Consider the following 20,855-nt stretch of genomic DNA (forward strand, 5'->3'; position numbering starts at 1 on the left):
AGGAACAAAATGGGAAGCGGACGCTGGTCCACCGATGTCTACTCCGCCGCCGCCGGCTACCGGGCCGCGACCGGCACGAGCGCCTTCGCCTACAGCGACAGCGGGGCCCGCAAGGCCCACCCGGCGCTGGACCCGATGAACGTCGGCAAGCGGGAGAGCCGCGACAGCGACGAACACCCACACAGCACGCCCATCGCCGTCCTGTTCGACGTGACCGGCTCGATGGGCACCGTGCCGCGGGTGCTGCAGACCAAGCTGCCGCAGCTGCTCGGCCTGCTGACCCGCAAGGGGTACGCCACCGACCCGCACGTCATGTTCGGGGCCATCGGCGACGCCACCTGCGACCGGGTGCCGTTGCAGATCGGGCAGTTCGAGTCGGACAACCGGATGGACGAGGACCTGGCCCGCATCGTGCTCGAGGGCGGCGGCGGCGGCCAGCGACGCGAGTCGTACGAGCTGGCCATGTACTTCATGGCCCGGCACACCGACCTGGACTCGGTCGCCAAGCGGGGCCGCCGCGGCTACCTGTTCATCATCGGCGACGAGATGGCCTACCCGCAGATCAAGCCCAAGGAGGTGCAGCGCTTCATCGGCGACAAGCTGCGCGAGCCGATCAGCACCGAGGCGATGCTCGCCGAACTGCGGCGCAGCTTCGACGTCTACTACATCATGCCGACCGCGGCCGGCTGGGGCGGCGACGCGGAGATCCTCGGCTACTGGCGCAAGCTGCTCGGCCAGCACGTCATCGAGCTCGACGACCTCGACGCGGTCTGCGAGACGATCGCGCTGACCGTCGGCCTCGGCGAGGAGTCCATCGACCTCGACGCCGGTCTGGCCGACCTGGTCGAGGTGGGCTCGCCGGCCGGCCCGTCGGTGGGTAAGGCCCTGGCCCCGCTGGGCGCGGGCCGCGGCACGGTCGTTCGTTCCCCGCTGGAGACGGGCGGCGCGGCAACGCCGGGCGGGAACGAACGGCTGTGAACGGCCCGGCGGGCCACGTCGCCGTGGTCGATCTCGGCTACGGCGACGCGGGCAAGGGCACGGTGGTGGACGCGCTCTGCGCTTCGGGCCCGGTCACCGCGGTGATCAGGTTCAACGGGGGAGCGCAGGCCGCCCACAACGTGGTCACCCCCGCCGGGCGGCACCACACGTTCGCGCAGTTCGGGGCGGGCACGCTGCACGGCGTGCCCACCCACCTGTCGCGTTTCGTGGTCGTCGACCCGCTGGCGCTGGCCGCCGAGGCGGCCGCGCTGGGCAACCCGTTCCACCTGCTCACCGTCGACGGCGACGCGCTGCTCGCGACGCCGTGGCACCGGGCGGCCAACCAGGCCCGCGAGAGGCGCCGCGGCCGGGCCCGGCACGGTTCGTGCGGCATGGGCATCGGACAGACCATGGAGTACGCCCTCAGCCACCCGGACGCCCCACGGGTAGCGGACGTGTTGTCGCCCGCACGGCTGCGCACCCGACTGGCCGCCGTCCGCGACGAGCTGGCCGCAGTCCGCGACGAGCGGGGCGCCTTCGACGACGTGCCGCCGTTGGAGGACGTCATGGACGCCTTCCTGGCCTTCGGTCGTGCTGTGTCCATCGTGGACTCCGAGCACCTCGACCGGCTGCTGGCCCGGGGGCGGTGCGTCTTCGAGGGGGCGCAGGGGGTGCTGCTGGACGAGTGGCGGGGCTGGCACCCGTACACGACGTGGTCCACCACGACGTTCGACAACGTGGCGGCGCTGTGTCCGTCGTTCGAGCGGCTGGGGGTGGTGCGGACGTACACGACCCGGCACGGCGCCGGGCCGTTCGTGACCGAGGCGCCGCTCGACCTGCCCGAGGCGCACAACGGCGTGGGAGAGTGGCAGGGCGCGTTCCGGGTCGGCCACTTCGACGCGGTCGCCCACCGGTACGCGGTCGAGGTGGCCGGCGGCGTCGACTCGCTCGCCGTCACCCACCTCGACGCGCCGCCCCGGGCCCCCGGCCTGCGCATCTGCACGTCGTACGACCTGGACGGCGCCCGCTGGGAGCGGATCGCGCCCGGCCCGGCCCGCGATCTGGGCCACCAGGCGGCGCTGACCGCGTTGCTGGACCGGGCCCGCCCCGGCGACCTGCACCGCCCCACGGACTGGCCGGCCGCGATCGCTGACCTCCTGGGCGCGCCGGTGACCTTGGAGTCACACGGCCCCAGGAGCACGGACAAGCGCTGGCCGTTCGCGGGTCGCCTCGGGCGCGCGGCCCGCGCGGCTTGAGCTGTCCGCGCGGCTTGAGCTGTCCGCATGGCTTGCGCTGTCCGCGTGGCTTGCCCTGTCCGCGCGGCTTGCGCTGTCCGCGCGGCTTGCGCTGTCCGCGTGGCTTGAGCTGTCGTGTGGTTGAGCTGTCCGCGCTGCATGGGCAGACCGCCTAGCTTGAGCTGTCCGCGTGGCTGAGCTGTCCGCGTGGCTTGAGCTGTCCGCGCGGGTTGCGCTGTCGTGTGGTTTGAGCTGTCCGCGTGGCTTGCGCTGTCGTGTGGTTTGAGCTGTCCGCGTGGCTTGCGCTGTCGTGTGGTTTGAGCTGTCCGCGCTGCATGGGCAGACCGCCTGGCTTGAGCTGTCAGCCTGGCTTGAGCTGTCCGCGCGGCTTGCGCTGTCGTGTGGTTTGAGCTGTCCGCGTGGCTTGCGCTGTCCCGCGTGGTCGAGCTGTCCGGGTGGCCTGAGCTGTCCGCGCGGCCTGGCGCGCCCACCGGGAGCCGGTCACCGCGGGCGTGTGCCGTATGGCCTGGAGGCCGCGGTCAGTAGCCGAGCGCGACGGCGTGCCCGACCGTGGCCGGGTCCGTCGCCGCGGCCAGGGTCGCCGTCGCCAGGTCCGGGCGCGAGATCGAGCTGCCGCCGCGCACGGTGTGGTCGAGCGCCGTGCGGTACGGCTTCGACCCGCCGTCGGTCAGCCGGGGCGGACGCATGATTGTCCAGTCAAGACCGCTCGCCGCGACGATCCGGTCGGTGGCCACGAAATCGGTCCACGCGGCGCGCAGGAAACGCCACAAGAGGGGCTTGACGATCCGGGCCGTGACGAAGCCGTCGTGGGGGTCCTTGATGTGGCCCGCCGCGGTCACCATGACCAGCCGCCGGACCCCGGCCGCCCGCATCGCCTGAATGATCGACTCCGCGGCCGGCGCGCACACGGGTTCGTCGGCGCCCGGCCGGTGACCGAGCGCGGAGATGACGATGTCGCGGCCGGCCACGGCGGGCTCGATCGCCGCCGGGTTCATGACGTCGGCCCGGACGACCTCCACGCCGGCCGGGAAGTCCGCGGCCGAGCGGACCACCGCCGTGACGGTGTGTCCTGCCTCCAGCGCTTGGCGCACCAGCTCGACCCCGGTGCCACCGGTTGCCCCGAACACAGTGATCTTCATGCTGCCTCCTCGGTTAGTAAACGCTCACTACCTGGCCAGGGTGGTGAGCGTTCACTAACCTGTCAAGGGTGGGCACCCGAGACGTCATCCTGGACGCGGCGGCCGGCGTGATGCGCGAGCGTGGCCTGGCCAACGTGACCACCCGCCAGATCGCGGCGGCCGCCGGCTTCTCCGAGGCGACGCTCTACAAGCATTTCGCCGACAAGATCGAGCTGATGCTCGCCGTCCTGCAGGAACGCTCCACCGGCTACACCGAGCTGTCCGTGGCGCTGGACCGGCCGGCCGGCGACAGTCCCGACGACCTCGAGGACCGGCTGGCCGCGGTGGCCGGCGCCGCGATCGTGTTCTACACCGACAACTTCCCGATGCTCGCGTCGATCTTCTCCGATCGGACCATCCTCGCCGCCCACACCGACGGGTTGCGCAAGCACGGCCAGGGACCGCACAAGGTCAACGAGGCCATCGCGCGATACCTGCGCGCGGAGGCGCAAGCGGGCCGCGTCCGAGCCGACGCCGACCTGTACGCGGCCGCGGCCCTGCTGGCCGGAGCCTGCATGCAGCACGCCTTCCTCGGGCACATGGGCTGGGCGGACCGCCGTGACGACGACGCAGCCGCGCGGTCGTTCGCCCGTACGGTGATCGCGGGTCTGCGCGGCGGGTAGTCATCCCAGGCTGCGCCGGATCGCCGCCTCGGCCGCCGCCCAGGTCGGGGTGTGCTCGACCCAGTCGGGCGGCGGGGTGCGCTGGGGCCCGAAGAGGTAGCGGTGCGGCACGACAACGCGCAGCGCCTGGTGCACGTCGAGCTTGTCGTCGACGAAGTGGGTGATCCCCAGCCGGGCACAGTGGACCGCCTTGTCCGGCCGCTTCAGGCAGAAGCGCAGGTGGTCGCCGGGAATGCCGGTGCGGGCGGCGAAGTCGTGGTGGTCGAGCCACTGGCGGGTGTGGCGCTGGACGCGTTCGCCGCACTTGGAGACCAGCCACACCTGCTCGAAGAGCGGGGCCAGCCGGGCCAGCGTGTCGATCGCCGCGGGCACGGCCGGCGTCGCGAGCATCCGGGCGGTGTCTCCGCTGAAGAACTGGGTGTCGTGGCCGCCCGGGGCGCCGCCGCCGATGATGACCCGGCCGATGTCCACGCCGAGCCGGAGATGATGTGTCGTCATGACCTCAGCCTGAGCGCCTGCACGCTAGAGTAGAACTATCGATATCGGCGCAGCTATAGTTCACGGTTATGAATGAGCGGGCGGTGTCGAGCGATGCCCTGGCCTCTTTCGCCGTTTTCGCCGAGCACCTCAACTTCACCCGCGCGGCCGCGGAGCTGCGCATCTCCCAGCCCGCCCTGCACGTGAAGGTCCGCAAGCTGGCCCAGACCCTGGGCCGCCCGCTCTACCACCGCAGCGGCCGGCGGCTCGTGCTCACCGCGGACGGCGCGGCGGTCGCCCGGTTCGCCCGGGCCCACGACGAACGGCTCGCGGACTTCCTGGCCGAGTTCGCCGGTGTCGTGCCGGGCCGGCCGGTCGTGCTGGCAGCGGGACAGGGCGCCTACCTCTATCTGCTCGGTGACACGATCCGGGCGGTGCTGGCTGAGGAGCCGACGCGGCTGCGCCTGCTCACCTGCGACCACCGGCAGATGCTCGCCGCGGTCCGCACCGGGCAGGCGCAGCTCGGCGTGAGCGTGCTCGACGTGCTGCCCGAGGACCTGATCGCGGTGCGGCTGGCGACCTTCCCCCAGGTGCTGCTCGTGCCGGAAGGCCATCGGCTGGCCCGGCGCCGCTCGGTGACCCTGCCGGACGTGGCCGGTGCGAGCCTGGTCGTGCCGCCGCAGCACCGGCCGCACCGGGTGCTGCTGGAGCAGGCGCTGCGCGGTGCCGGGGTGGAGTGGACGGTCGCGGTGGAGGCTGAGGGCTGGCCGTTGATCACCCACTTCGTCGCGCTGGGCGTGGGGCTGGCCATCGTCAACGGGTGCGTGCCGGCTCCGGCCGGGCTGGTCGCCGTACCGGTCGAGGGTCTGCCGCCGGTGACCTATCACGTGGTCCATCAGCCCTCGGCACTGTCCGATCCCCGGGTGGCCGGCCTGTTGGACCGGATCCTGGGGTAGCACCCTCGACTCCCTCGGCCGGCAGTGGACGGTGCTGCTGGCGACCCGCAAGCGCGACGGCTCCTGGGTCGGCACGCCCGTCAGCCTGGTCGTCTCCGGCGGGCACGAGGCGCTGACCGGCTGGGTGGTGCTGGTGGCGGCGGTCAGCCACTACTGGATCTGCACCGACATCTTCGCCGGCCGGCACCCGCACGGTGTCGACAGTGAACGGTTCCTCCGGACGCCGGCCGATCTCGCCGTTGCGGTTGGTGACGGTGTTGCGGACCCGCCGTAGCTTCGAGCTGTGAGCAGTGACGACAGTGATTCCGTACGCCACACCCCGCCGGCGGATCCCTGGCTGACCGAGGCGCCGACCTCGGCCATCGGCGGTGCCGCGGCCGAGCCCGGCGCGGCGCGCCCGGTGCCGCTGGCCGACACGGCCCGCTTCGACGACGCCGTGCCGCCCGACTGGGTGGCCACGCCCCGGCCCGAGCAGCGGCGCGGCCGCCGGGCGACCCGGTGGATCGTGGCCGTGCTCGCGGCCTGCGCCCTGTTCATCGCCGGGATGCTGGCCATCGACCAGTTCGGCGGCGGGTCCGGCGACGACAACGACGCGCAGGGGCCGTCCCCTTCGGTCGATGCCGGCGCCAAGGCGGTCGCCGCGGCACCGACCCGCCGTGCCGCCACCACTGCGCCGGCGGGCTCTGCGCCGGCGGGCGAGAAGCCGATTGTCGCGGTCAGCGGCGGCCCGTCCAGCTCCGGCGGCCAGGTTGTCGTCTACGAGGTCACGGCGAGCGGATCGCGCAACATCGGCAGCGTGGACTACACGGACCAGGACGGCGACATCATCCGGCTGAGCGGCATCGCCCTGCCCTGGCGCGTGACCTTCGAGGTGACCGGGCAGAAGAAGCCGCTGGTGCTGATCAGCCAGCGCAAGGGTGGCGGCGACGCCGGGCCCGTCACCTGCACGATCACCCTCGACGGCAAGCTGCTCAGCTCCACCACCGCCGACGGCCGCTACGCGGCGCCGCAGTGCAGCGGCTGACTCACAGGTACATGCCGGTGGCCGGGGGCGTCACCGGGACGGTCACCGGCTGGGCGCCGGTGCGCAGCGCGTACAGCTCGGCCAGGGTCGCGCCGTGCGGGCCGACGCCGGCCGGGGTGCCCAGCCACGCCACTGCTTCCCCGTACGGCAGCCGCCCGACCTCGATGCTGGCCAGGCACCGCCCCGGCCGGACCACCGCGGGGTGCAGGGTGGCCAGGTCCTCGTTGGTGGTGATCCCGATCAGCGCGTTGCGGCCCTGCCCGAGCAGCCCGTCGGTCAGGTTGAGCAGCCGGGACAGCGACTGGCCGGCACTGGCTTTGGCGTCACCGCTGATCAGCTCGTCGCAGTCCTCGAGCATGAGCAGGCGCCAGCGCGGTTCGTCGTCGTCGCCGCTGCCCAGGGCGACGCTCATCAGGTAGGCCGGGTCGCCGAAGAGGCGTTCCGGGTCGAGCACGCAGTCGACCTGGCACCACGAGCGCCACTGCTGGGCCAGCGCCCGCAGCGCGGTGGTCTTGCCGGTGCCCGGCTCGCCGTGCAGCAGGAGCAGCCGGCCGTTGACCGCCGTGCCGTCGATGGCCATCAGCCGTTCCAGGGTGCTCGCCACCGGGCCGGCGTAGTTGGCCCGGATCTTGTCCCACGGCGCCGCGTCGATCTCGCGCTGCACCCGGCGCGGGCCGTGCGCGCCGTAGTGCCAGAAGCCGATCGGCACGCTGTCGTCGGCGGGCTCCGGCTCCTCGACGGCGTCCTCGACGGCGACGGCCAGCACCGACTCGGCCAGCTCGGAGCTGATCGCGGTGACCGTGACCCGGGCCCGGCGGCTCTGCTTCCAGCGGGTGACGTGCAGCGTCCAGCCCTCGCCGACCGACAGCCGGCCGTGCCCGTCCTCCTCCACGGCGTCGCGCACGATGCGCGCGTCCTCCGTGGTCAGCAGCGCCTCGGCGCGTACGTTTTCCAGGTATCGGGTGCGGCCGAACGGCTCCCGGCCGGTCACGAAAGCGTCCAGCGCGAGCAGGTCGACCACGTCCACCAGCCGGTCACCGTCATCGACGGCACCGGACAGCGGCAGGGTGGCGGGGGCGGTCGGCGTGGCCGCCGATTCCACCAGGCGGCTGCCGGGCCGGTCGACGGACTGATGGGGGGTACGCATTACCCCATGATCGACCCGAAGTGGGGGATGAGCACCCGGTTTTCCGGCAGGTTGGTCCGAACGGGGCCGCTATGCGGCTGCTCACTCCGGTTTCCCAAGATCAGTGAGCGTCGGTAAGGTGAGGGTTACCTAACCTGAAACGGAGTTCGACATGGCGACCCATCCGCTCATCTCGCGCCGGAACCTGCTCTTCGGTGCAGCGGGCGTGGCGGCCGCCGGCCTGCTCGCGGCCTGTGGCGACAGCGACAGCGGCGACAGCCCGAGCGCGGGTGGCCCGTCCGCCGCGACCGGTGGCTCGTTCCCGGTCACGGTGACCCACCAGTTCGGCAGCACCACCGTCGAGGAGGCGCCGAAGACGGTCGTGTCGCTCGGCTGGGGAGACGCCGACGCGCTGCTCGCCCTCGGTGTCGTCCCGGTCGGCATCCTCGACTGGTTCCAGGCCTGGCCGACCGGCGTCGGACCGTGGGCCCAGGCCAAGCTCAACGGGGCCAAGCCCACCGTGCTGAAAGGCCCCGAGATCAACTTCGAGAGCGTCGCCACGCTGCGCCCCGATCTGATCACCTTCACCAAGAGCGCCAACACCAAGGCCGAGTGGGACCAGCTGACCAAGCTCGCCCCGACGCTGTCCGGCCCGGCCGGCACGGCGCCGTACGGCACCACCCTCAAGGACCAGACGCTGCTGATCGCCGAGGCGCTGGGCCGCAAGGCCGAGGGCGAGGCCCTGGTCGCGGCGAACGACAAGGCGCTCGCCGACGCCAAGGCGGCCAACCCGGGATTCGCCGGCAAGAGCGTGGTCGTCGCGGCCGCGTTCAGCGGGCAGTACGGCGCGTACACCCGCGGCGACGGCCGGGTGCAGTTCATGGAGGCGCTCGGCTTCCAGAACTCGCAGAAGATCGAGGATCTCAAGCCGGCCAACTTCTACGCCGAGGTCTCCAAGGAGAAGGTCGGCCTGCTCGACGCCGACCTGACCGTCATCTTCGCCCTGGGCGCCGGCGCCGAGCTCAAGAAGGACACCGTGCTCAACAGCATCCCGTCCGCCAAGGCCGGCCGGCTGCTCATCGTCGACGACGCCGACCTGGTCAACGGCTTCTCCACCAACTCCGTGCTGAGCACCCCGTACGTCATCGACAAGTTCGTGCCGCTCGTCAAGGCCGCCCTGGCGTGACCAGCACCGCCGCCGAGCGCGCCGGTTACACCCCGCTCGAGGCCCGGGTCCGGGCCCGGGGTGGGCTGACCACCCGTGGCCTCGGGCTGGTCGCGGCGACCGGGGCGCTCGCGGCGGTGGCCGTGCTCAGCATCGTGGTCGGCACCAAGCCGATCCCGCTGGGCACGATCTGGGACGCCTTCTTCACCCACGGGGTGACCTCCGAGGACGTCCGGATCGTGCTGGACCTGCGGGTGCCCCGGACCGTCATCGGGCTGGCCGCCGGGACCGCCCTGGGCCTGGCCGGCGCGCTGATGCAGGCGCTGACCCGCAACCCGCTGGCCGACCCGGGCATCCTCGGCATCAACGCGGGCGCGGCCACCGCCGTCGTGCTGGCCATCCGGGTGCTCGGCATCGGCTCGCTGACCGGCTACATCTGGTTCGCCTTCGCCGGGGCGGCCGGCGCGTTCGCCGTGGTCTACCTGCTCGGCACCCGCGGCCGCTCGGGCGCGTCGCCGGAACGTCTCGCGCTCGCCGGTGCCGCGGTCGGCGCCGCCCTGCTCGCGGTCACCAACGCGGTCGCACTGCTCGACGTCACCACCTTCGACCGCTACCGGCTGTGGACGGTCGGCGCGCTCGCCGGCCGCGACCTCGGCGTGTTCTGGGCGGTGGCGCCGTTCATCCTGGTCGGCGTGGTGCTGGCGCTCGCCCTCGGACCCTCGCTCAACGTGATCGCGCTCGGCGAGGACACCGCCCGCGCGCTCGGCGCCAACCTCAACCGCACCCGGGTGCTCACCGCGGTCGCGGTCACCCTGCTCTGCGGCGCCGCCACGGCGGCGGTCGGGCCGATCGCGTTCGTCGGGCTCGCCGTGCCGCACATCGCGCGCACCCTGGTCGGGCCGGACCAGCGCTGGCTGCTGCCGTACTCGCTGGTGCTCGCGCCGACGCTGCTGCTGCTCGCTGACGTCGCCGGCCGGGTGGTCGCCCGCCCCGGCGAGGTGCAGGCGGGCCTGATCACCGCCTTCATCGGCGCCCCGGTGTTCCTCGCCGTCATCCTGCGCCGCCGGATCGTGCCGCTGTGAGACGCCGGATCACCGTTCGGGCGCCGGGCCTCGCCCTCCGTCTCGACCTGCGCACACTGGGAGTCAGCGGGGTCCTGCTGCTGGCCGTGGCCGCCGTCGTGGTGTGGACCGTCGTCGCCGTCGGCGTGCGGCTGCCGGTCGCCGACATCCTCGAGATCCTCGACGGCGGCGGGCGGCGCGCCGACCGTTTCATCCTGCTCGACCTGCGCCTGCCCCGGGTCAGCCTGGGCCTGCTGGCCGGGGCGGCGCTGGCGATGTCCGGCGCGGTCTTCCAGAGCCTGTCACGCAACCCGCTGGGCAGCCCCGACATCGTCGGCTTCACCACCGGCTCGGCCACCGGCGCGGTCGTCGCGATCCTCGTGTTCGGCGCCGGGCCGGGCGGGGCCGCGGTCGCGGCCGTCGTGGGTGGCCTGCTCACGGCCCTGATCGTGTACGGGCTGGCGGCGGCCGGTGGCGGCGCGGTCCGGCGCATCGTGCTCGTCGGGATCGGCATCAGCGCGATGCTCGTCGCGGTCAACAGCTACCTGATCAGCCGGGCCCGGGTCGACGCCGCCCAGGCCGCCTCGGTCTGGCTGGTCGGCACCCTGAACGGCCGGACCTGGGAGTACGTGCGCCTGCTGGGCCTGGCCCTGCTGGTGCTCACCCCGCTGCTGCTGCTGTTCGGCCGGCGACTCCAGCTGCTGGAGATGGGCGACGACTCGGCGCAGTCGCTCGGCGTACGGGTGAACCGCTCCCGCCTGGTGCTGGTCCTGCTGGCCGTCGCGGTCTGCGCGGTGGCGACCGCCACGACCGGCCCGGTGGCGTTCGTGGCGCTGGCCGCACCGCAGATCACCCGGCGGCTCACCGGCTCGCCGGCGCTGCAACTGCTCCCGGCGGCGATCACCGGCGCCCTGCTGATGGTGCTCAGCGACTTCGTCGCACAGCGGCTGCTGGCCCCCGCCCAGCTGCCCGTCGGGGTGGTGACCGGCGCGGTCGGCGGGGTCTATCTAACCTGGCTGCTGGCCGGGCAATGGCGAAAGGGAAACTGATGACCTCGCGGCTGTCCGGGACCGGCCTGACGCTGGCCTACGGCGACCGGGTGATCGCCGCCGGCCTGGACGTGACGATCCCCGACGGCTCCTTCACGGTGATCATCGGACCGAATGCCTGCGGCAAGTCGACGCTGCTGCGCGCCCTGTCCGCCCTGCTCACCCCGAAGCAGGGCTCGGTGGTGCTGGACGGCGCGGCGATCGGCTCGTACCGGGCCAAGGAGGTCGCCCGGCGCCTCGGCCTGCTGCCGCAGACGGCCATCGCCCCGGAGGGCATCTCGGTCGCCGACCTGGTGGCCCGCGGCCGGTATCCGCACCAGAAGCTGCTGCGCCAGTGGACACCGGAGGACGAGAACCAGGTCGCCGCGGCCATGGAGGCCACCGGCGTGACGGCGCTGGCGGACCGCGCCGTCGACGAGCTGTCCGGTGGTCAGCGGCAGCGGGTGTGGATGGCCATGGCGCTCGCCCAGCAGACCGGCATCCTGCTGCTGGACGAGCCGACGACGTACCTCGACATCGCCTACCAGATCGACCTGCTGGACCTCTGCGCCGACCTGAACGAGCAGGGCCGGACCCTGGTCGCGGTGCTGCACGACCTCAACCACGCCTGCCGCTACGCGACCCACCTGATCGTGATGAAGGCCGGGCGGATCGTCGCGGAGGGCGTACCGGGGGAGATCGTCACCGCGGAGCTGGTCGAGGACGTCTACGGGCTGCGGTGCGAGGTCATCCCGGACCCGCAGACGCGGACGCCGCTGGTGGTGCCGGCGGCCCGCGCCGCACGGGCCGCCCGCCTGACCCGCTGACGGGCCCGCCGGTCAGGCGCGGGCCAGCACGAAGACCGGGATGAGCCGGGCGGTCTTCTTCTCGTAGGTCGCATACGTGGGGAACGCCTCGACCGCCCGCTCCCACCACACCGCGCGCTCGTCGCCGCTGACCTCCCGCGCGACGTAGTCGTGCCGGGCGTCGCCGTCCTGCAGCTCGACGCGGGGCTCCTGGCGCAGGTTGTAGACCCAGACCGGGTTCTTCGGGCCACCGCCCAGCGAGCCGACGACGGCGTACTCGCCGTCGTGCTCGACGCGCATCAGCGCCGTCTTGCGCAACAGGCCGGTCCGGGCGCCGACCGAGGTCAGCACGATCACCGGCTTTCCGCTGATGTCGCCCGCGCGTTCGCCGTTGGTCGCCTCGTACGTCTCGGCCTGCTTACGGGCCCACGCGGAAGTGCTCGGGCCGTACTCACCGGACAGTGGCATGAAGAGCCTCTCAGTCGGAGATCGGGGTGAGGACGAAGACGGGGATGATCCGGTCGGTCTTGGTCTGGTACTCCGCGTACGGCGGCCACGCCTCGACCGCCCGCTCCCACCACGCGGCCCGCTCCTCGCCGGACACCTCGCGGGCCCGGTAGTCGCGCTTGACGTTGCCGTCCTGGAGCTCGACGTGCGGGTTCTTGACCAGGTTCCAGTACCAGACGGGGTGGGTGGGGGCACCGCCGCGGGACGCGACCACCGCATACTCGCCGTCGTGCTCGACGCGCATCAGCGGCGTCTTGCGGATCCGGCCGGTCTTGGCGCCGACCGAGGTCAGCAGGATGATCGGGCGGCCCTGCAGGTCGGCGGCCTCGGTGCCCCCGCTGGCCTCGAACTTCTCGGCCTGCTCGCGGGCCCAGTCCGACGGGCTCGGGGCGTACTCACCGGTCAACGGCATGATTTCTCCAGACTGATCACAGGGCGACGAGACCCGCGGCGGTCGGCCGGAAGCCGCAGGACTCCTCGTAGAAGCGGGTGAGATGCGGTTCGTAGTCCACGTGCAGCCACTGGCACCCCGCCGCCCGGGCCCCGGACACCGCGGCGGCCACCAGAGCGGTGCCGATGCCGTGCCCGCGGGCGTCCTGCGCCACCACGGTGTCCACCAGAAACGCGTGCACGCCACCGTCCCAGGTCACATTGACGAAGCCGACCAGCACGTCATCCCGGTGGGCGCAGACCCACCCGAGGCTGTGCCGGGCGAGCCGGGCGTGCCAATCGATTCCCTGGGCGGAGTACCCGAAACCAGCCGCGTGCAGGGCGTCGAGGGCGGCGTTGTCGAAGCCGGCCCGCCAGCCGTAGGCGATCGTCATCCGGTCAACCTTGCCAGCGTCGCGGCCAGTTCGGCGTTGCGCCGGGCGAAACCCGCCCAGGCCGGCGGGGGCTCGGGCGGGGGCCGGGCGCTGCGGCGCTGACTCCACGAGCGGACCCGGCCGGCCCGTACGGCGAACGACACCAGCCAGCCGTCGGCCCAGCCCTGCACCGTGACGTCGACCGGCGCCAGCGTCGTGACCTGCTGCGCGGATGTCACCCACTCCAGCGCGCGGATCTCCTCCTGAACGCGGCCGGCGAGTTCGAATGCGAGCGTGGTGGCGGCTCTGTCGCGTACCGCTGCCAAGGTCTGCCGGGCGACCGCGACCGCGACCGGATCACGCCGCAGGACCGCCGCGACGGCCTCGGCCAGGTCCTCGCGGTCGGCGGCGCTGACGCCGCGCCGGGCGGCCAGCTCCCGCTCGGCGCCGGTCAGGCCCGAGCTCGCGGCCGCGAGCGGATGCACCCGGTGCAGCGCGCTGACCGCGAGCCGGGCGCGCGTGCCGCCGAGATACGGCCCGAAGATCCGCACCCCCGCGACCGGCGGCCCGGCCTCGTGGGTGAGGCGCAGACCGGCCGTCGCGGGCCGGGCATCAAGCCGCAGGTACGCCGGGACTTCCTCGCCGCCGGCCGTCCTGTTCCACCGGGGCAGCGACTCCTCCAGCAGGTTGCGTTCGAGCCAGGCCGCCTCGTGGACCGACTCGCAGGCCACCGCCTCGATCCGGGTCACCGCCGGGACCATCCGGCGCAGGTGCCGGCGGTCGCGCAGGTCGCCGCCGTAGGACCCGACGCGGGCCCGCAGCTCGGTGGCCCGGCCGACGTAGAGCACGCGCCCGCGGGCGTCGCGGAACCGGTAGACGCCCGGGTCGCGGGGCAGCCCGGCCGCCAGCCGGCGGATCGCGGAGGTCATCGCGTCAGTATCCGCCCCGCCGGCTCGGCTAGCCTTCCGCACATGCCCGCGATCGGTGTCGGTGACCTCACCCTCCACTACGAGGAGTCGGGCCGGGGTGCGCCGGTCCTGCTCATCCCCGGCTCGGCGGCCCGCGGGCGTACCTGGGCGCTGCACCAGGTGCCGGCCCTGACCGCGGCCGGCTACCGGACGATCACCCTGGACAACCGCGGGGTCGGCCGCAGCGGTCCGGCGACGCCCGGTCTGACGGTCGAGCAGCTGGTGGCCGACGCGATCGCGGTGATCGAACGCGTCGCCGGCGGCCCGTGCCGGCTGATCGGCACCTCGATGGGTGCCTACGTGGTGCAGGAACTGCTGCTGGTGCGGCCGGAACTGGTCACCCAGGCGGTGCTGATGGCGAGCCGGGCCCGGCCGGACGTGGTGTCGCGGGCCATGACGGCCGCTGACCTGGCGATGACCGCTTCGGGGGTCACCCTGCCGCCCGAGTACGACGCGGTGAACCGGGCGCTGCAGAACCTCTCGCCGCGCACCCTCGAAGACCCGGAGAGCGCACAGGACTGGCTGGACATCATGGAGGTGTCCCCGACCGACTGGGCCGACCCGGGCCTGCGCGCCCACCTCGGCGTGACCGTGGAGACCGACCGGCGACCGGCGTACCAGGGGATCCGGGTGCCGACCCTGGTGCTGTCGTTCGCCGATGACCTGATCGCGCCCGCGGCCCGGGGCCGCGAGCTGGCCGACGCGATTCCGCAGGCCCGGTACGCGCGCATCGCCGACGCGGGCCACTACGGCTACCTGGAGCAGCCGGCGGCGGTCAACGACGCGATCCTGGGGTTCTTCGCCGGTGCTTGACCGCATTCTGCCGCCGGCCGTGCGGACGGCTCACACCCGCTCGGACCCGCCCGCGTCCCTGTTCCCGGCCGAGGCCGCGCTGGTGGCGAACGCCGTGGAGAAGCGGAAGCAGGAGTTCACGACGGTACGCAACTGCGCCCGGCTGGCGCTGGCCGAGCTCGGAGTGCCGCCGGCCCCGATCCTGCCCGGCGTCCGCGGAGCGCCGGTCTGGCCGGACGGCATCGTGGGCAGCATGACGCACTGCGCCGGCTACCGGGCGGCCGCGGTGGCGCGTACGTCGGAGGCCGGCGGTATCGGCATCGACGCGGAGGAGCACGGGCCGCTGCCGGACGGGGTGCTGGAGCTGGTGACGTCGCCGGACGAGCGGACGCACCTGGCCGGGCTGGCGTCGGCGCGGCCGGAGGTGTACTGGGAGCGGCTGCTGTTCAGCGCGAAGGAGTCGGTGTACAAGGTGTGGTCGCCGCGTACGGGGGAGTGGCTGGGCTTCGAGGAGGCCGCGGTGAGCTTCGAGCCGGAAGCGGCGACGTTCACCGCGCGGGTGCTCGTCCCGGGGCCGTTCCCGGTGCTGACCGGCCGGTATCTGGTCGAGGACGGTCTCGTGCTGACCGCGATAGTCCTGCCGCCGTTATCGTCGCTGACATGAGTGTGTTGCTGCCCGCGCCCGTCCAGGCCGTCTTCGACGCGACCAACGCGGGCGACACCGAAGCGTTCCTCGCGGCGTTCGCCGCCGACGGCGTGGTCGACGACTGGGGCCGTGAATTCCACGGCCACGAGGCGATCCGGCGGTGGAGCGACGGCGAGAACATCGGCGTGCACGCGACCTTCGACGTCACGGAGGTGGCGGTGAAGGACGGCGCGTACGTGGTGACGGCGATGGTGGGTGGCGGCGGCTTCAACGGGCCGAGCCACTTCACTTTCCAGGTCGCGGGTGAGCACGTGACCCGGATGACGATCAGCGCCTGATGCCTGCCCGCTGTCCGCTCAGCGGTCGGCGAAGCGTTGGGCGAACGCCATCAGGTCCCGCCGTTCGATCGCCGCCGCCATCAGGTCCGGAAAGGCGTCCGGGGTGCAAGCGAACGCGGGCACGCCCAGCGCCGCCAACGCCGCCGCGTTCTCGTGGTCGTAGGCCGGTGTTCCCTCGTCCGACAGTGCCAGCAGCACGACCACCTGCACCCCCGCGGTTTTCATCTCCGCCACCCGGCGCAGCATCTGCTCCCGGACCCCGCCCTCGTACAGGTCGCTGATCAGCACGAAGATGCTGTCCCGCGGCCGGGTGATGAGCTGCTGGCTGTAGCCGATGGCCCGGTTGATGTCGGTGCCGCCGCCGAGCTGCGTGCCGAACAGCACCTCGACCGGATCACTCAGCTCCTCGGTCAGGTCGACCACCGCCGTGTCGAAGACCACCAGCGACGTGCGCAACGACCGCATCGAGGCCAGCACCGCCGCGAACACCCCGGAGAACACCACCGAGGCGGCCATCGAGCCGGACTGGTCGACGCAGAGCACCACGTCCCGTTGGATCGCGGTGGCGCGGCGGCCGTACCCGATCAGCCGTTCCGGGATGATCGTGCCCGGCCCCGGCTGGTAGTGCTTGAGGTTCGCCCGGATCGTCCGGTCCCAGTCGATGTCGGCGTGCCGCGGCCGGTTGATCCGCGCGGCCCGGTTCAGCGCGCCGCTGACCGCCGCCCGGGTCTGCTGGGCGACCCGCTTCTCCAGCTCGGTGACCACCTTGCGCACCACCTGCCGGGCCGCGTCCTTGGTGCGTTCCGGCATCACCCTGTTGAGCGAGAGCAGCGTGCCGACCAGGTGCACGTCCGGCTCGACCGCGGCCAGCATCTCCGGCTCCAGCAGCAGGCGGGTCAGATCGAGCCGCTCGATCGCGTCGGCCTGCATCACCTGCACGACGGTGCTGGGGAAGTACTCGCGGATGTCGCCGAGCCAGCGGGCCACCTTCGGCGCCGAACTGCCCAGCCCAGCGGAGCGCGCCGTCCGGCTGCCCTCACCGTCACCGCCGCCGTCGTACAGGGCTGACAGGGCCGCGTCCATCGCACCGTCACGGCCCTGCGCCGCGCCGAGCGACTCCTCGGCCGGTCCGCCGAGCACGAGCCGCCAGCGCCGCAGCCGCTCGCGCCGGGCGGGATCTTCGCTGTCCGTCATGAGACCTCCCGGCCCAGCAGCGCGCTCAAGGTCGGCAGCACCAGGGCCGCCCGGTCGTGGTCCAGCACCAGCGGCTCGCCGGCGGCGCCGCCCGCCCCGCCCGGGTCCGCGACGCGCTCACCGATCGCGCGGCGCTCACCCGCGGCGAAAGCCCCAAAGGTACGGCGCAGCAACGGCAGAACGTCATCGAACGCGTCCGGTGCGATGTCGGCGAGCCACCCGTCGAGCAGTTCGAGCAGCGCGTCGTCGTGCACGAGCAGCAGGCCACCGCCGGCGAGGAAGCCCTCGACCCAGGCGGCGCCGTGCGCGGGTGGGGTGCCGACGGTCAACGGCAACCGCAGCCGCCGCTGCACCTCGGCGGTCCCGAGCCGGCCGGCGTCGAGCAGCAGCCGGGTGAACCGCCCGGCGAGCAGCCCGTGCAGATCCGCGCGTCGCGAGGCGGATTCCAATGTGGTCAGCCAGCGCTCACGCAGCTCGTCGTCGTCGAGCAGGCTCACCGCGGAGTGCACGCCGTCGATGTGCGCCCGCAACTCCTGCACGGCCTCGTCGGACAACGAGCCGACGGCGGAAGGCAACCCGGCGCAGACCCGGGTCAGCAGGCTGGCGGTGACGGTGGCCAGCCCGGCGACATCGGTGCGCCGGACGTCGCCGTACCGCAGGGTGCGGGCCAGAGCGGGAATGGCGGCCATCAGGTGGTTGATGTCGGCGTCGAGCGCGGCCCGGGTGTCGAGCGCGGCCAGCACCGGCGGGTACGCGCCGGCAAGGTCGGCGAGCAGGCACACCTCGACGAGCGCGGTCACGTCACCGAGCGACGCCGCCGCACGGGCCGCGTCGGTCACCTTGGTGGTGGCCGCGGCGACGACGGTGGTGCCGTACATGCTGCCCTCGACCAGCTGGACGGCGAAGTCGGGCAGCCAGCGCAGCCGCCACTGCTCCCGGAATGTGCCGGTGCCACGCTGCGTCGTGTCGGCCTCGCCCCACGGCACCCCGATCGCGCGCAGCCGGTGCAACAGCCGGCTGCGGGCCAGATCGATGTCCCGGCGCAGGTCAAGGTCGAGGACACGGTCGAGCGCCTCGGCCTTGAGCCGCACGGACCGCTGCTGGGCGGCAAGATCCCGGGCCAGGGGTACGGCGGGCATGGCATCGGGAACCGCGCCGAGCCGCTCACCGACGACCAGCCGCCGATCGATCAGCTCGACCCGCAACGGCTCGCCGTCGCACATGACCGCCTCGGCCGCTTCGGTCACCTCGGCCAGCCCGGCCAACGGCCGCCCACGAACACCGGCCAGCGCCTCGGCCAGCCGGGTGGCCTCGATGACGTGCGCGGAGGAGGTGGGCACACCCTCGGCCCGAAGCACCTGAGCGGCATCAACAAGCCAGCGTGGCACAACGTCGTCACCGGTGGTGAACAGGTGGTGGTACCAGCCCGGCGACCGCACCCCGGCGCCGTAACCGGACCAGGAAGCGAGCCGCCCGTACGTCCACGGCACCCAGGTGAAGACGACCTTGGCCTTCTTCCGCCCCTTGAGCAGCGCGGCATCCTCCCGCGCGGTGACCTTCCGGGCGAGCGCGGGCACATGCCAGGCCCCGCAGACCACGGCGATGTTCTCGTGGGTGCGCCGCACCTCCCGCAGCACCGTGCGCATGTACGCCTCGCGCAGCAGATCCTCGGGATCCTCGGGGGCGTTCTCCCGGATGGCCGTCATGGCCTCGGCAATGGCATCGAACGCGGGCATCCCCCGATGCTCGACGACGTCCTCCCACCACCGCTCGGGATCGTCGTAGCCGGCGGCGGCGGCCAACTCCCCGATGGGATCAACGGGCCGCAACCGCACTACGGGCTCATCCTCGGCGGGCTGGCCGGACATCTCCCGCTCACTGTCCACAGCAGACGTCAGGCTCGCGGGACGCCGGGAAGCGCCCGGCTCGCTCGCAGATTCCGGGCCGGAGGGGTCCAGGTCCGAAGGCGCCGCTGGTGCTGCGCCAGTGCTCGGCAGCGCCGCCGGATCCGGCCGGAGGGCAGCGCCTGGCATCGCCGGGCCGGGAAGTCGGCCGGCGCCGGCCGGCGTCTGGCCAGGGAACGGCCCAGCGCCGGCGGGTGCCGGGTCGGAAAGCGAACCGCTGCCGGCGGGTGCCGGGTCGGAGAGCGAACCGCTGCCGGCGGGTGCCGGGTCGGAGAGCGAACCGCTGCCGGCGGGTGCCGGGTCGGAGAGCGAACCGCTGCCGGCGGGCGCGGGGTCGGAGAGCGAACCGCTGCCGGCGGGCGCGGGGTCGGAGAGCGAACCGCTGCCGGCGGGTGCCGGGTCGGAGAGCGAACCACTGCCGGCGGGTGCCGGGTCGGAAAGCGAACCGCTGCCGGCGGGCGCGGGGTCGGGAAGCGGAGCGCCGCCCGGGGGCGCGGGGTCGGGGTCGGGCTCGGGAAGCAGACCGCCGCTCGCGGGTGCCGGGTCGGGTAGCGGCCCGGCACCCGGCGGTGCCGGGTCCGAGGGCGGCGGCCCAGCCGAAGGTGGCGCGTCCGGAGTCCGCTTGTCGGTCAACCGATAGGCATAAGGCAGATCGAAGAACCGGACCGGCACCCCCCGCTCCGCCGCCCACCGCATCGCCTGCCATTCCGGGGAGAACACCGCGAACGGCCAGAACGCCGCCCGTCCCGGGTTGTCCGCCGCGTAGCCCAGCAGCGCCACCGGGGGCTCCAGGCCGGTGTCGGCCACCCAGCGGACCAGGTCGTCCGCTTCCGGGGGGCCTTCGATCAGGATGATGTCCGGGCTTTGGCGGTCGAGCTCCTGCACCACTGCCCGAGCCGAGCCGGGGCCGTGGTGGCGGATGCCGTAGAGCCGTTCAGGCATCGCGGGCGGCTCGGTAGAAGTCTCGCCAGTCGGTGCGTTCGCGGACGACGGTTTCCAGGTATTCGCGCCAGACGACGCTGTCGGAGACCGGGTCCTTGATGACGGCGCCCACGATGCCGGCGGCCACGTCGCTGGGGTGCAGGTGGCCGTCGCCGAAGTGGGCGGCCAGGGCCATGCCGCTGGTGATCACCGAGATGGCTTCGGCCGGGGACAGGGTGCCGGTGGGGGATTTCAGTTTGGTGCGGCCGTCCTCGGTGAGGCCGGTGCGCAGCTCGCGGAAGATCGTCACGACCCGGCGGATCTCCTCCAGGGCGGTGGGGACCTCGGGCAGGTCCAGGGATCTGCCGAGCTGGCCGACCCGGCGGGCGACGATCTCCACCTCTTCGTCGGCCGACACCGGCACCGGCAGGACCACCGTGTTGAACCTCCGGCGCAGCGCGCTGGACAGCTCGTTGACGCCGCGGTCGCGGTCGTTGGCCGTGGCGATCAGGTTGAAGCCGCGCTGCGCCTGGACCTCCGTGTTGAGCTCCGGGACCGGCAGGGTCTTCTCCGACAGCACGGTGATCAGGGCGTCCTGCACGTCGGACGGGACGCGGGTCAGCTCCTCCAGCCGGGCGATGGTGCCGGTCTGCATGGCCCGCATCACCGGGCTGGGGACCAGGGCCGCCTCGGACGGGCCCTCGGCGATCAGGCGGGCGTAGTTCCAGCCGTACCGGATCGCCTCCTCGGCGGTCCCGGCAGTGCCCTGCACCAGCAGGGTCGAGTCGCCCGAGATCGCGGCCGCCAGATGCTCGGACACCCAGGTCTTGGCCGTGCCGGGCACGCCGAGCAGGAGCAGCGCGCGGTCGGTGACCAGGGTGGACACCGCGACCTCGATCAGCCGGCGCGGCCCCACGTACTTCGGGGTGATCTTGGCGCCGTCGCCGAGCAGGTAGGTCACCACCGCCTGCGGCGACAGTCGCCAGCCGGGCGGGCGCGGGCGCTCGTCCGTCGTGGCGAGCAGGGCCAGCTCCTCGGCATACTGGTCCTCGGCGTGCGGTCGCAGTGCGGTCACTCGGGCTCCCTGTGTGTCCCTGCGGGCGA

23 protein-coding genes are annotated in these 20,855 nt (G+C 73.1%); 13 read left to right on the forward strand and 10 right to left on the reverse strand.

Annotation, left to right across the window (positions count from 1 at the left end):
* The first annotated feature begins 9 nt into the window (after window positions 1-9).
* Window positions 10-978, forward strand: a complete 969-nt coding sequence (locus AB0C12_RS29700; protein WP_360553135.1) for a hypothetical protein — start codon at window positions 10-12, stop codon at window positions 976-978.
* A complete protein-coding gene (locus AB0C12_RS29705; protein ID WP_360553136.1) occupies window positions 975-2,234 on the forward strand; it encodes an adenylosuccinate synthetase in 1,260 nt (419 codons plus the stop codon). The genes AB0C12_RS29700 and AB0C12_RS29705 overlap by 4 nt, the downstream gene beginning before the upstream one ends.
* A gap of 518 nt (window positions 2,235-2,752) precedes the next feature.
* On the opposite strand, the gene AB0C12_RS29710 is transcribed toward AB0C12_RS29705, so the two are convergent.
* Window positions 2,753-3,373: an NAD(P)-binding oxidoreductase gene (locus AB0C12_RS29710; RefSeq protein WP_360553137.1), complete on the reverse strand. Its 621-nt coding sequence runs from the start codon at window positions 3,371-3,373 to the stop codon at window positions 2,753-2,755.
* A 68-nt stretch (window positions 3,374-3,441) separates the two neighbouring features.
* Between AB0C12_RS29710 and AB0C12_RS29715 the strand changes: the two genes are divergently transcribed.
* The gene (locus tag AB0C12_RS29715; protein ID WP_360553138.1) at window positions 3,442-4,035 is read left to right on the forward strand and encodes a helix-turn-helix domain-containing protein; all 594 of its coding nucleotides are present in this window, start codon (window positions 3,442-3,444) and stop codon (window positions 4,033-4,035) included.
* Here AB0C12_RS29715 and AB0C12_RS29720 read toward each other — a convergent pair whose 3' ends face one another.
* A complete protein-coding gene (locus AB0C12_RS29720) occupies window positions 4,036-4,533 on the reverse strand; it encodes a hypothetical protein (protein WP_360553139.1) in 498 nt (165 codons plus the stop codon).
* 68 nt (window positions 4,534-4,601) lie between these two features.
* On the opposite strand from AB0C12_RS29720, the gene AB0C12_RS29725 reads away from it, so the two are divergent.
* From AB0C12_RS29725 to AB0C12_RS29735, 3 genes are read left to right on the forward strand one after another with little or no spacing between them, the layout of a single operon-like run.
* Window positions 4,602-5,468 (forward strand): LysR family transcriptional regulator, encoded by an 867-nt coding sequence (locus AB0C12_RS29725; protein ID WP_360553140.1) that lies wholly within the window; start codon window positions 4,602-4,604, stop codon window positions 5,466-5,468.
* 31 nt (window positions 5,469-5,499) lie between these two features.
* Window positions 5,500-5,742, forward strand: coding sequence for a hypothetical protein (locus AB0C12_RS29730; protein WP_360553141.1), 243 nt, complete (start codon window positions 5,500-5,502; stop codon window positions 5,740-5,742).
* A gap of 9 nt (window positions 5,743-5,751) precedes the next feature.
* Window positions 5,752-6,492, forward strand: coding sequence for an MmpS family transport accessory protein (locus AB0C12_RS29735; RefSeq protein WP_360553142.1), 741 nt, complete (start codon window positions 5,752-5,754; stop codon window positions 6,490-6,492).
* Between the two features lies 1 nt (window position 6,493).
* Here AB0C12_RS29735 and AB0C12_RS29740 read toward each other — a convergent pair whose 3' ends face one another.
* Window positions 6,494-7,639 (reverse strand): DUF5925 domain-containing protein, encoded by a 1,146-nt coding sequence (locus AB0C12_RS29740; protein WP_360553143.1) that lies wholly within the window; start codon window positions 7,637-7,639, stop codon window positions 6,494-6,496.
* Window positions 7,640-7,790: 151 nt separating this feature from the next.
* On the opposite strand from AB0C12_RS29740, the gene AB0C12_RS29745 reads away from it, so the two are divergent.
* The 4 genes from AB0C12_RS29745 to AB0C12_RS29760 are packed head-to-tail and all read left to right on the forward strand — an operon-like array spanning window position 7,791 to window position 11,699.
* The gene (locus AB0C12_RS29745) at window positions 7,791-8,804 is read left to right on the forward strand and encodes an ABC transporter substrate-binding protein (protein WP_360553144.1); all 1,014 of its coding nucleotides are present in this window, start codon (window positions 7,791-7,793) and stop codon (window positions 8,802-8,804) included.
* On the forward strand, window positions 8,801-9,865 hold the full coding sequence (locus tag AB0C12_RS29750) for an iron chelate uptake ABC transporter family permease subunit (RefSeq protein WP_360553145.1): 1,065 nt from the start codon (window positions 8,801-8,803) through the stop codon (window positions 9,863-9,865). Before AB0C12_RS29745 ends, AB0C12_RS29750 begins: the two co-directional genes overlap by 4 nt.
* A complete protein-coding gene (locus tag AB0C12_RS29755; protein WP_360553146.1) occupies window positions 9,862-10,893 on the forward strand; it encodes an iron chelate uptake ABC transporter family permease subunit in 1,032 nt (343 codons plus the stop codon). The genes AB0C12_RS29750 and AB0C12_RS29755 overlap by 4 nt, the downstream gene beginning before the upstream one ends.
* Window positions 10,893-11,699: an ABC transporter ATP-binding protein gene (locus AB0C12_RS29760; RefSeq protein WP_360553147.1), complete on the forward strand. Its 807-nt coding sequence runs from the start codon at window positions 10,893-10,895 to the stop codon at window positions 11,697-11,699. Before AB0C12_RS29755 ends, AB0C12_RS29760 begins: the two co-directional genes overlap by 1 nt.
* Before the next feature lie 12 nt (window positions 11,700-11,711).
* Here AB0C12_RS29760 and AB0C12_RS29765 read toward each other — a convergent pair whose 3' ends face one another.
* Genes AB0C12_RS29765 through AB0C12_RS29780 form a run of 4 tightly spaced genes read right to left on the reverse strand, consistent with a single transcriptional unit; the run spans window position 11,712 to window position 13,917 of the window.
* Entirely contained in the window at window positions 11,712-12,146 is a 435-nt protein-coding gene (locus AB0C12_RS29765; protein WP_360553148.1) for a nitroreductase family deazaflavin-dependent oxidoreductase, read from the reverse strand.
* Between the two features lie 10 nt (window positions 12,147-12,156).
* Window positions 12,157-12,597: a nitroreductase family deazaflavin-dependent oxidoreductase gene (locus AB0C12_RS29770; RefSeq protein ID WP_360553149.1), complete on the reverse strand. Its 441-nt coding sequence runs from the start codon at window positions 12,595-12,597 to the stop codon at window positions 12,157-12,159.
* A gap of 16 nt (window positions 12,598-12,613) precedes the next feature.
* On the reverse strand, window positions 12,614-13,009 hold the full coding sequence (locus AB0C12_RS29775) for a GNAT family N-acetyltransferase (RefSeq protein ID WP_360553150.1): 396 nt from the start codon (window positions 13,007-13,009) through the stop codon (window positions 12,614-12,616).
* Window positions 13,006-13,917 carry a GIY-YIG nuclease family protein gene (locus AB0C12_RS29780; protein WP_360553151.1) on the reverse strand — a complete coding sequence of 304 codons (912 nt, stop codon included), beginning with the start codon at window positions 13,915-13,917 and terminating at the stop codon, window positions 13,006-13,008. The genes AB0C12_RS29775 and AB0C12_RS29780 overlap by 4 nt, the downstream gene beginning before the upstream one ends.
* A 42-nt stretch (window positions 13,918-13,959) precedes the next feature.
* Here AB0C12_RS29780 and AB0C12_RS29785 point away from each other — a divergent pair, with 42 nt between their 5' ends.
* Genes AB0C12_RS29785 through AB0C12_RS29795 form a run of 3 tightly spaced genes read left to right on the forward strand, consistent with a single transcriptional unit; the run spans window position 13,960 to window position 15,732 of the window.
* Window positions 13,960-14,769, forward strand: coding sequence for an alpha/beta hydrolase (locus AB0C12_RS29785; RefSeq protein WP_360553152.1), 810 nt, complete (start codon window positions 13,960-13,962; stop codon window positions 14,767-14,769).
* The gene (locus AB0C12_RS29790) at window positions 14,762-15,412 is read left to right on the forward strand and encodes a 4'-phosphopantetheinyl transferase superfamily protein (protein WP_360553153.1); all 651 of its coding nucleotides are present in this window, start codon (window positions 14,762-14,764) and stop codon (window positions 15,410-15,412) included. Before AB0C12_RS29785 ends, AB0C12_RS29790 begins: the two co-directional genes overlap by 8 nt.
* On the forward strand, window positions 15,409-15,732 hold the full coding sequence (locus AB0C12_RS29795; RefSeq protein WP_360553154.1) for a nuclear transport factor 2 family protein: 324 nt from the start codon (window positions 15,409-15,411) through the stop codon (window positions 15,730-15,732). Before AB0C12_RS29790 ends, AB0C12_RS29795 begins: the two co-directional genes overlap by 4 nt.
* Before the next feature lie 18 nt (window positions 15,733-15,750).
* On the opposite strand, the gene AB0C12_RS29800 is transcribed toward AB0C12_RS29795, so the two are convergent.
* Genes AB0C12_RS29800 through AB0C12_RS29810 form a run of 3 tightly spaced genes read right to left on the reverse strand, consistent with a single transcriptional unit; the run spans window position 15,751 to window position 20,826 of the window.
* Complete coding sequence (locus AB0C12_RS29800) at window positions 15,751-16,926, reverse strand: VWA domain-containing protein (RefSeq protein ID WP_360553155.1); 1,176 nt, start codon at window positions 16,924-16,926, stop codon at window positions 15,751-15,753.
* Window positions 16,923-19,772: a DUF5682 family protein gene (locus AB0C12_RS29805; protein ID WP_360553156.1), complete on the reverse strand. Its 2,850-nt coding sequence runs from the start codon at window positions 19,770-19,772 to the stop codon at window positions 16,923-16,925. The genes AB0C12_RS29800 and AB0C12_RS29805 overlap by 4 nt, the downstream gene beginning before the upstream one ends.
* Window positions 19,765-20,826, reverse strand: a complete 1,062-nt coding sequence (locus AB0C12_RS29810) for an AAA family ATPase (protein WP_360553157.1) — start codon at window positions 20,824-20,826, stop codon at window positions 19,765-19,767. The genes AB0C12_RS29805 and AB0C12_RS29810 overlap by 8 nt, the downstream gene beginning before the upstream one ends.
* Window positions 20,827-20,855: the final 29 nt, after the last annotated feature.

Source organism: Actinoplanes sp. NPDC048967, assembly GCF_040649415.1.
Taxonomy (GTDB): domain Bacteria; phylum Actinomycetota; class Actinomycetes; order Mycobacteriales; family Micromonosporaceae; genus Actinoplanes.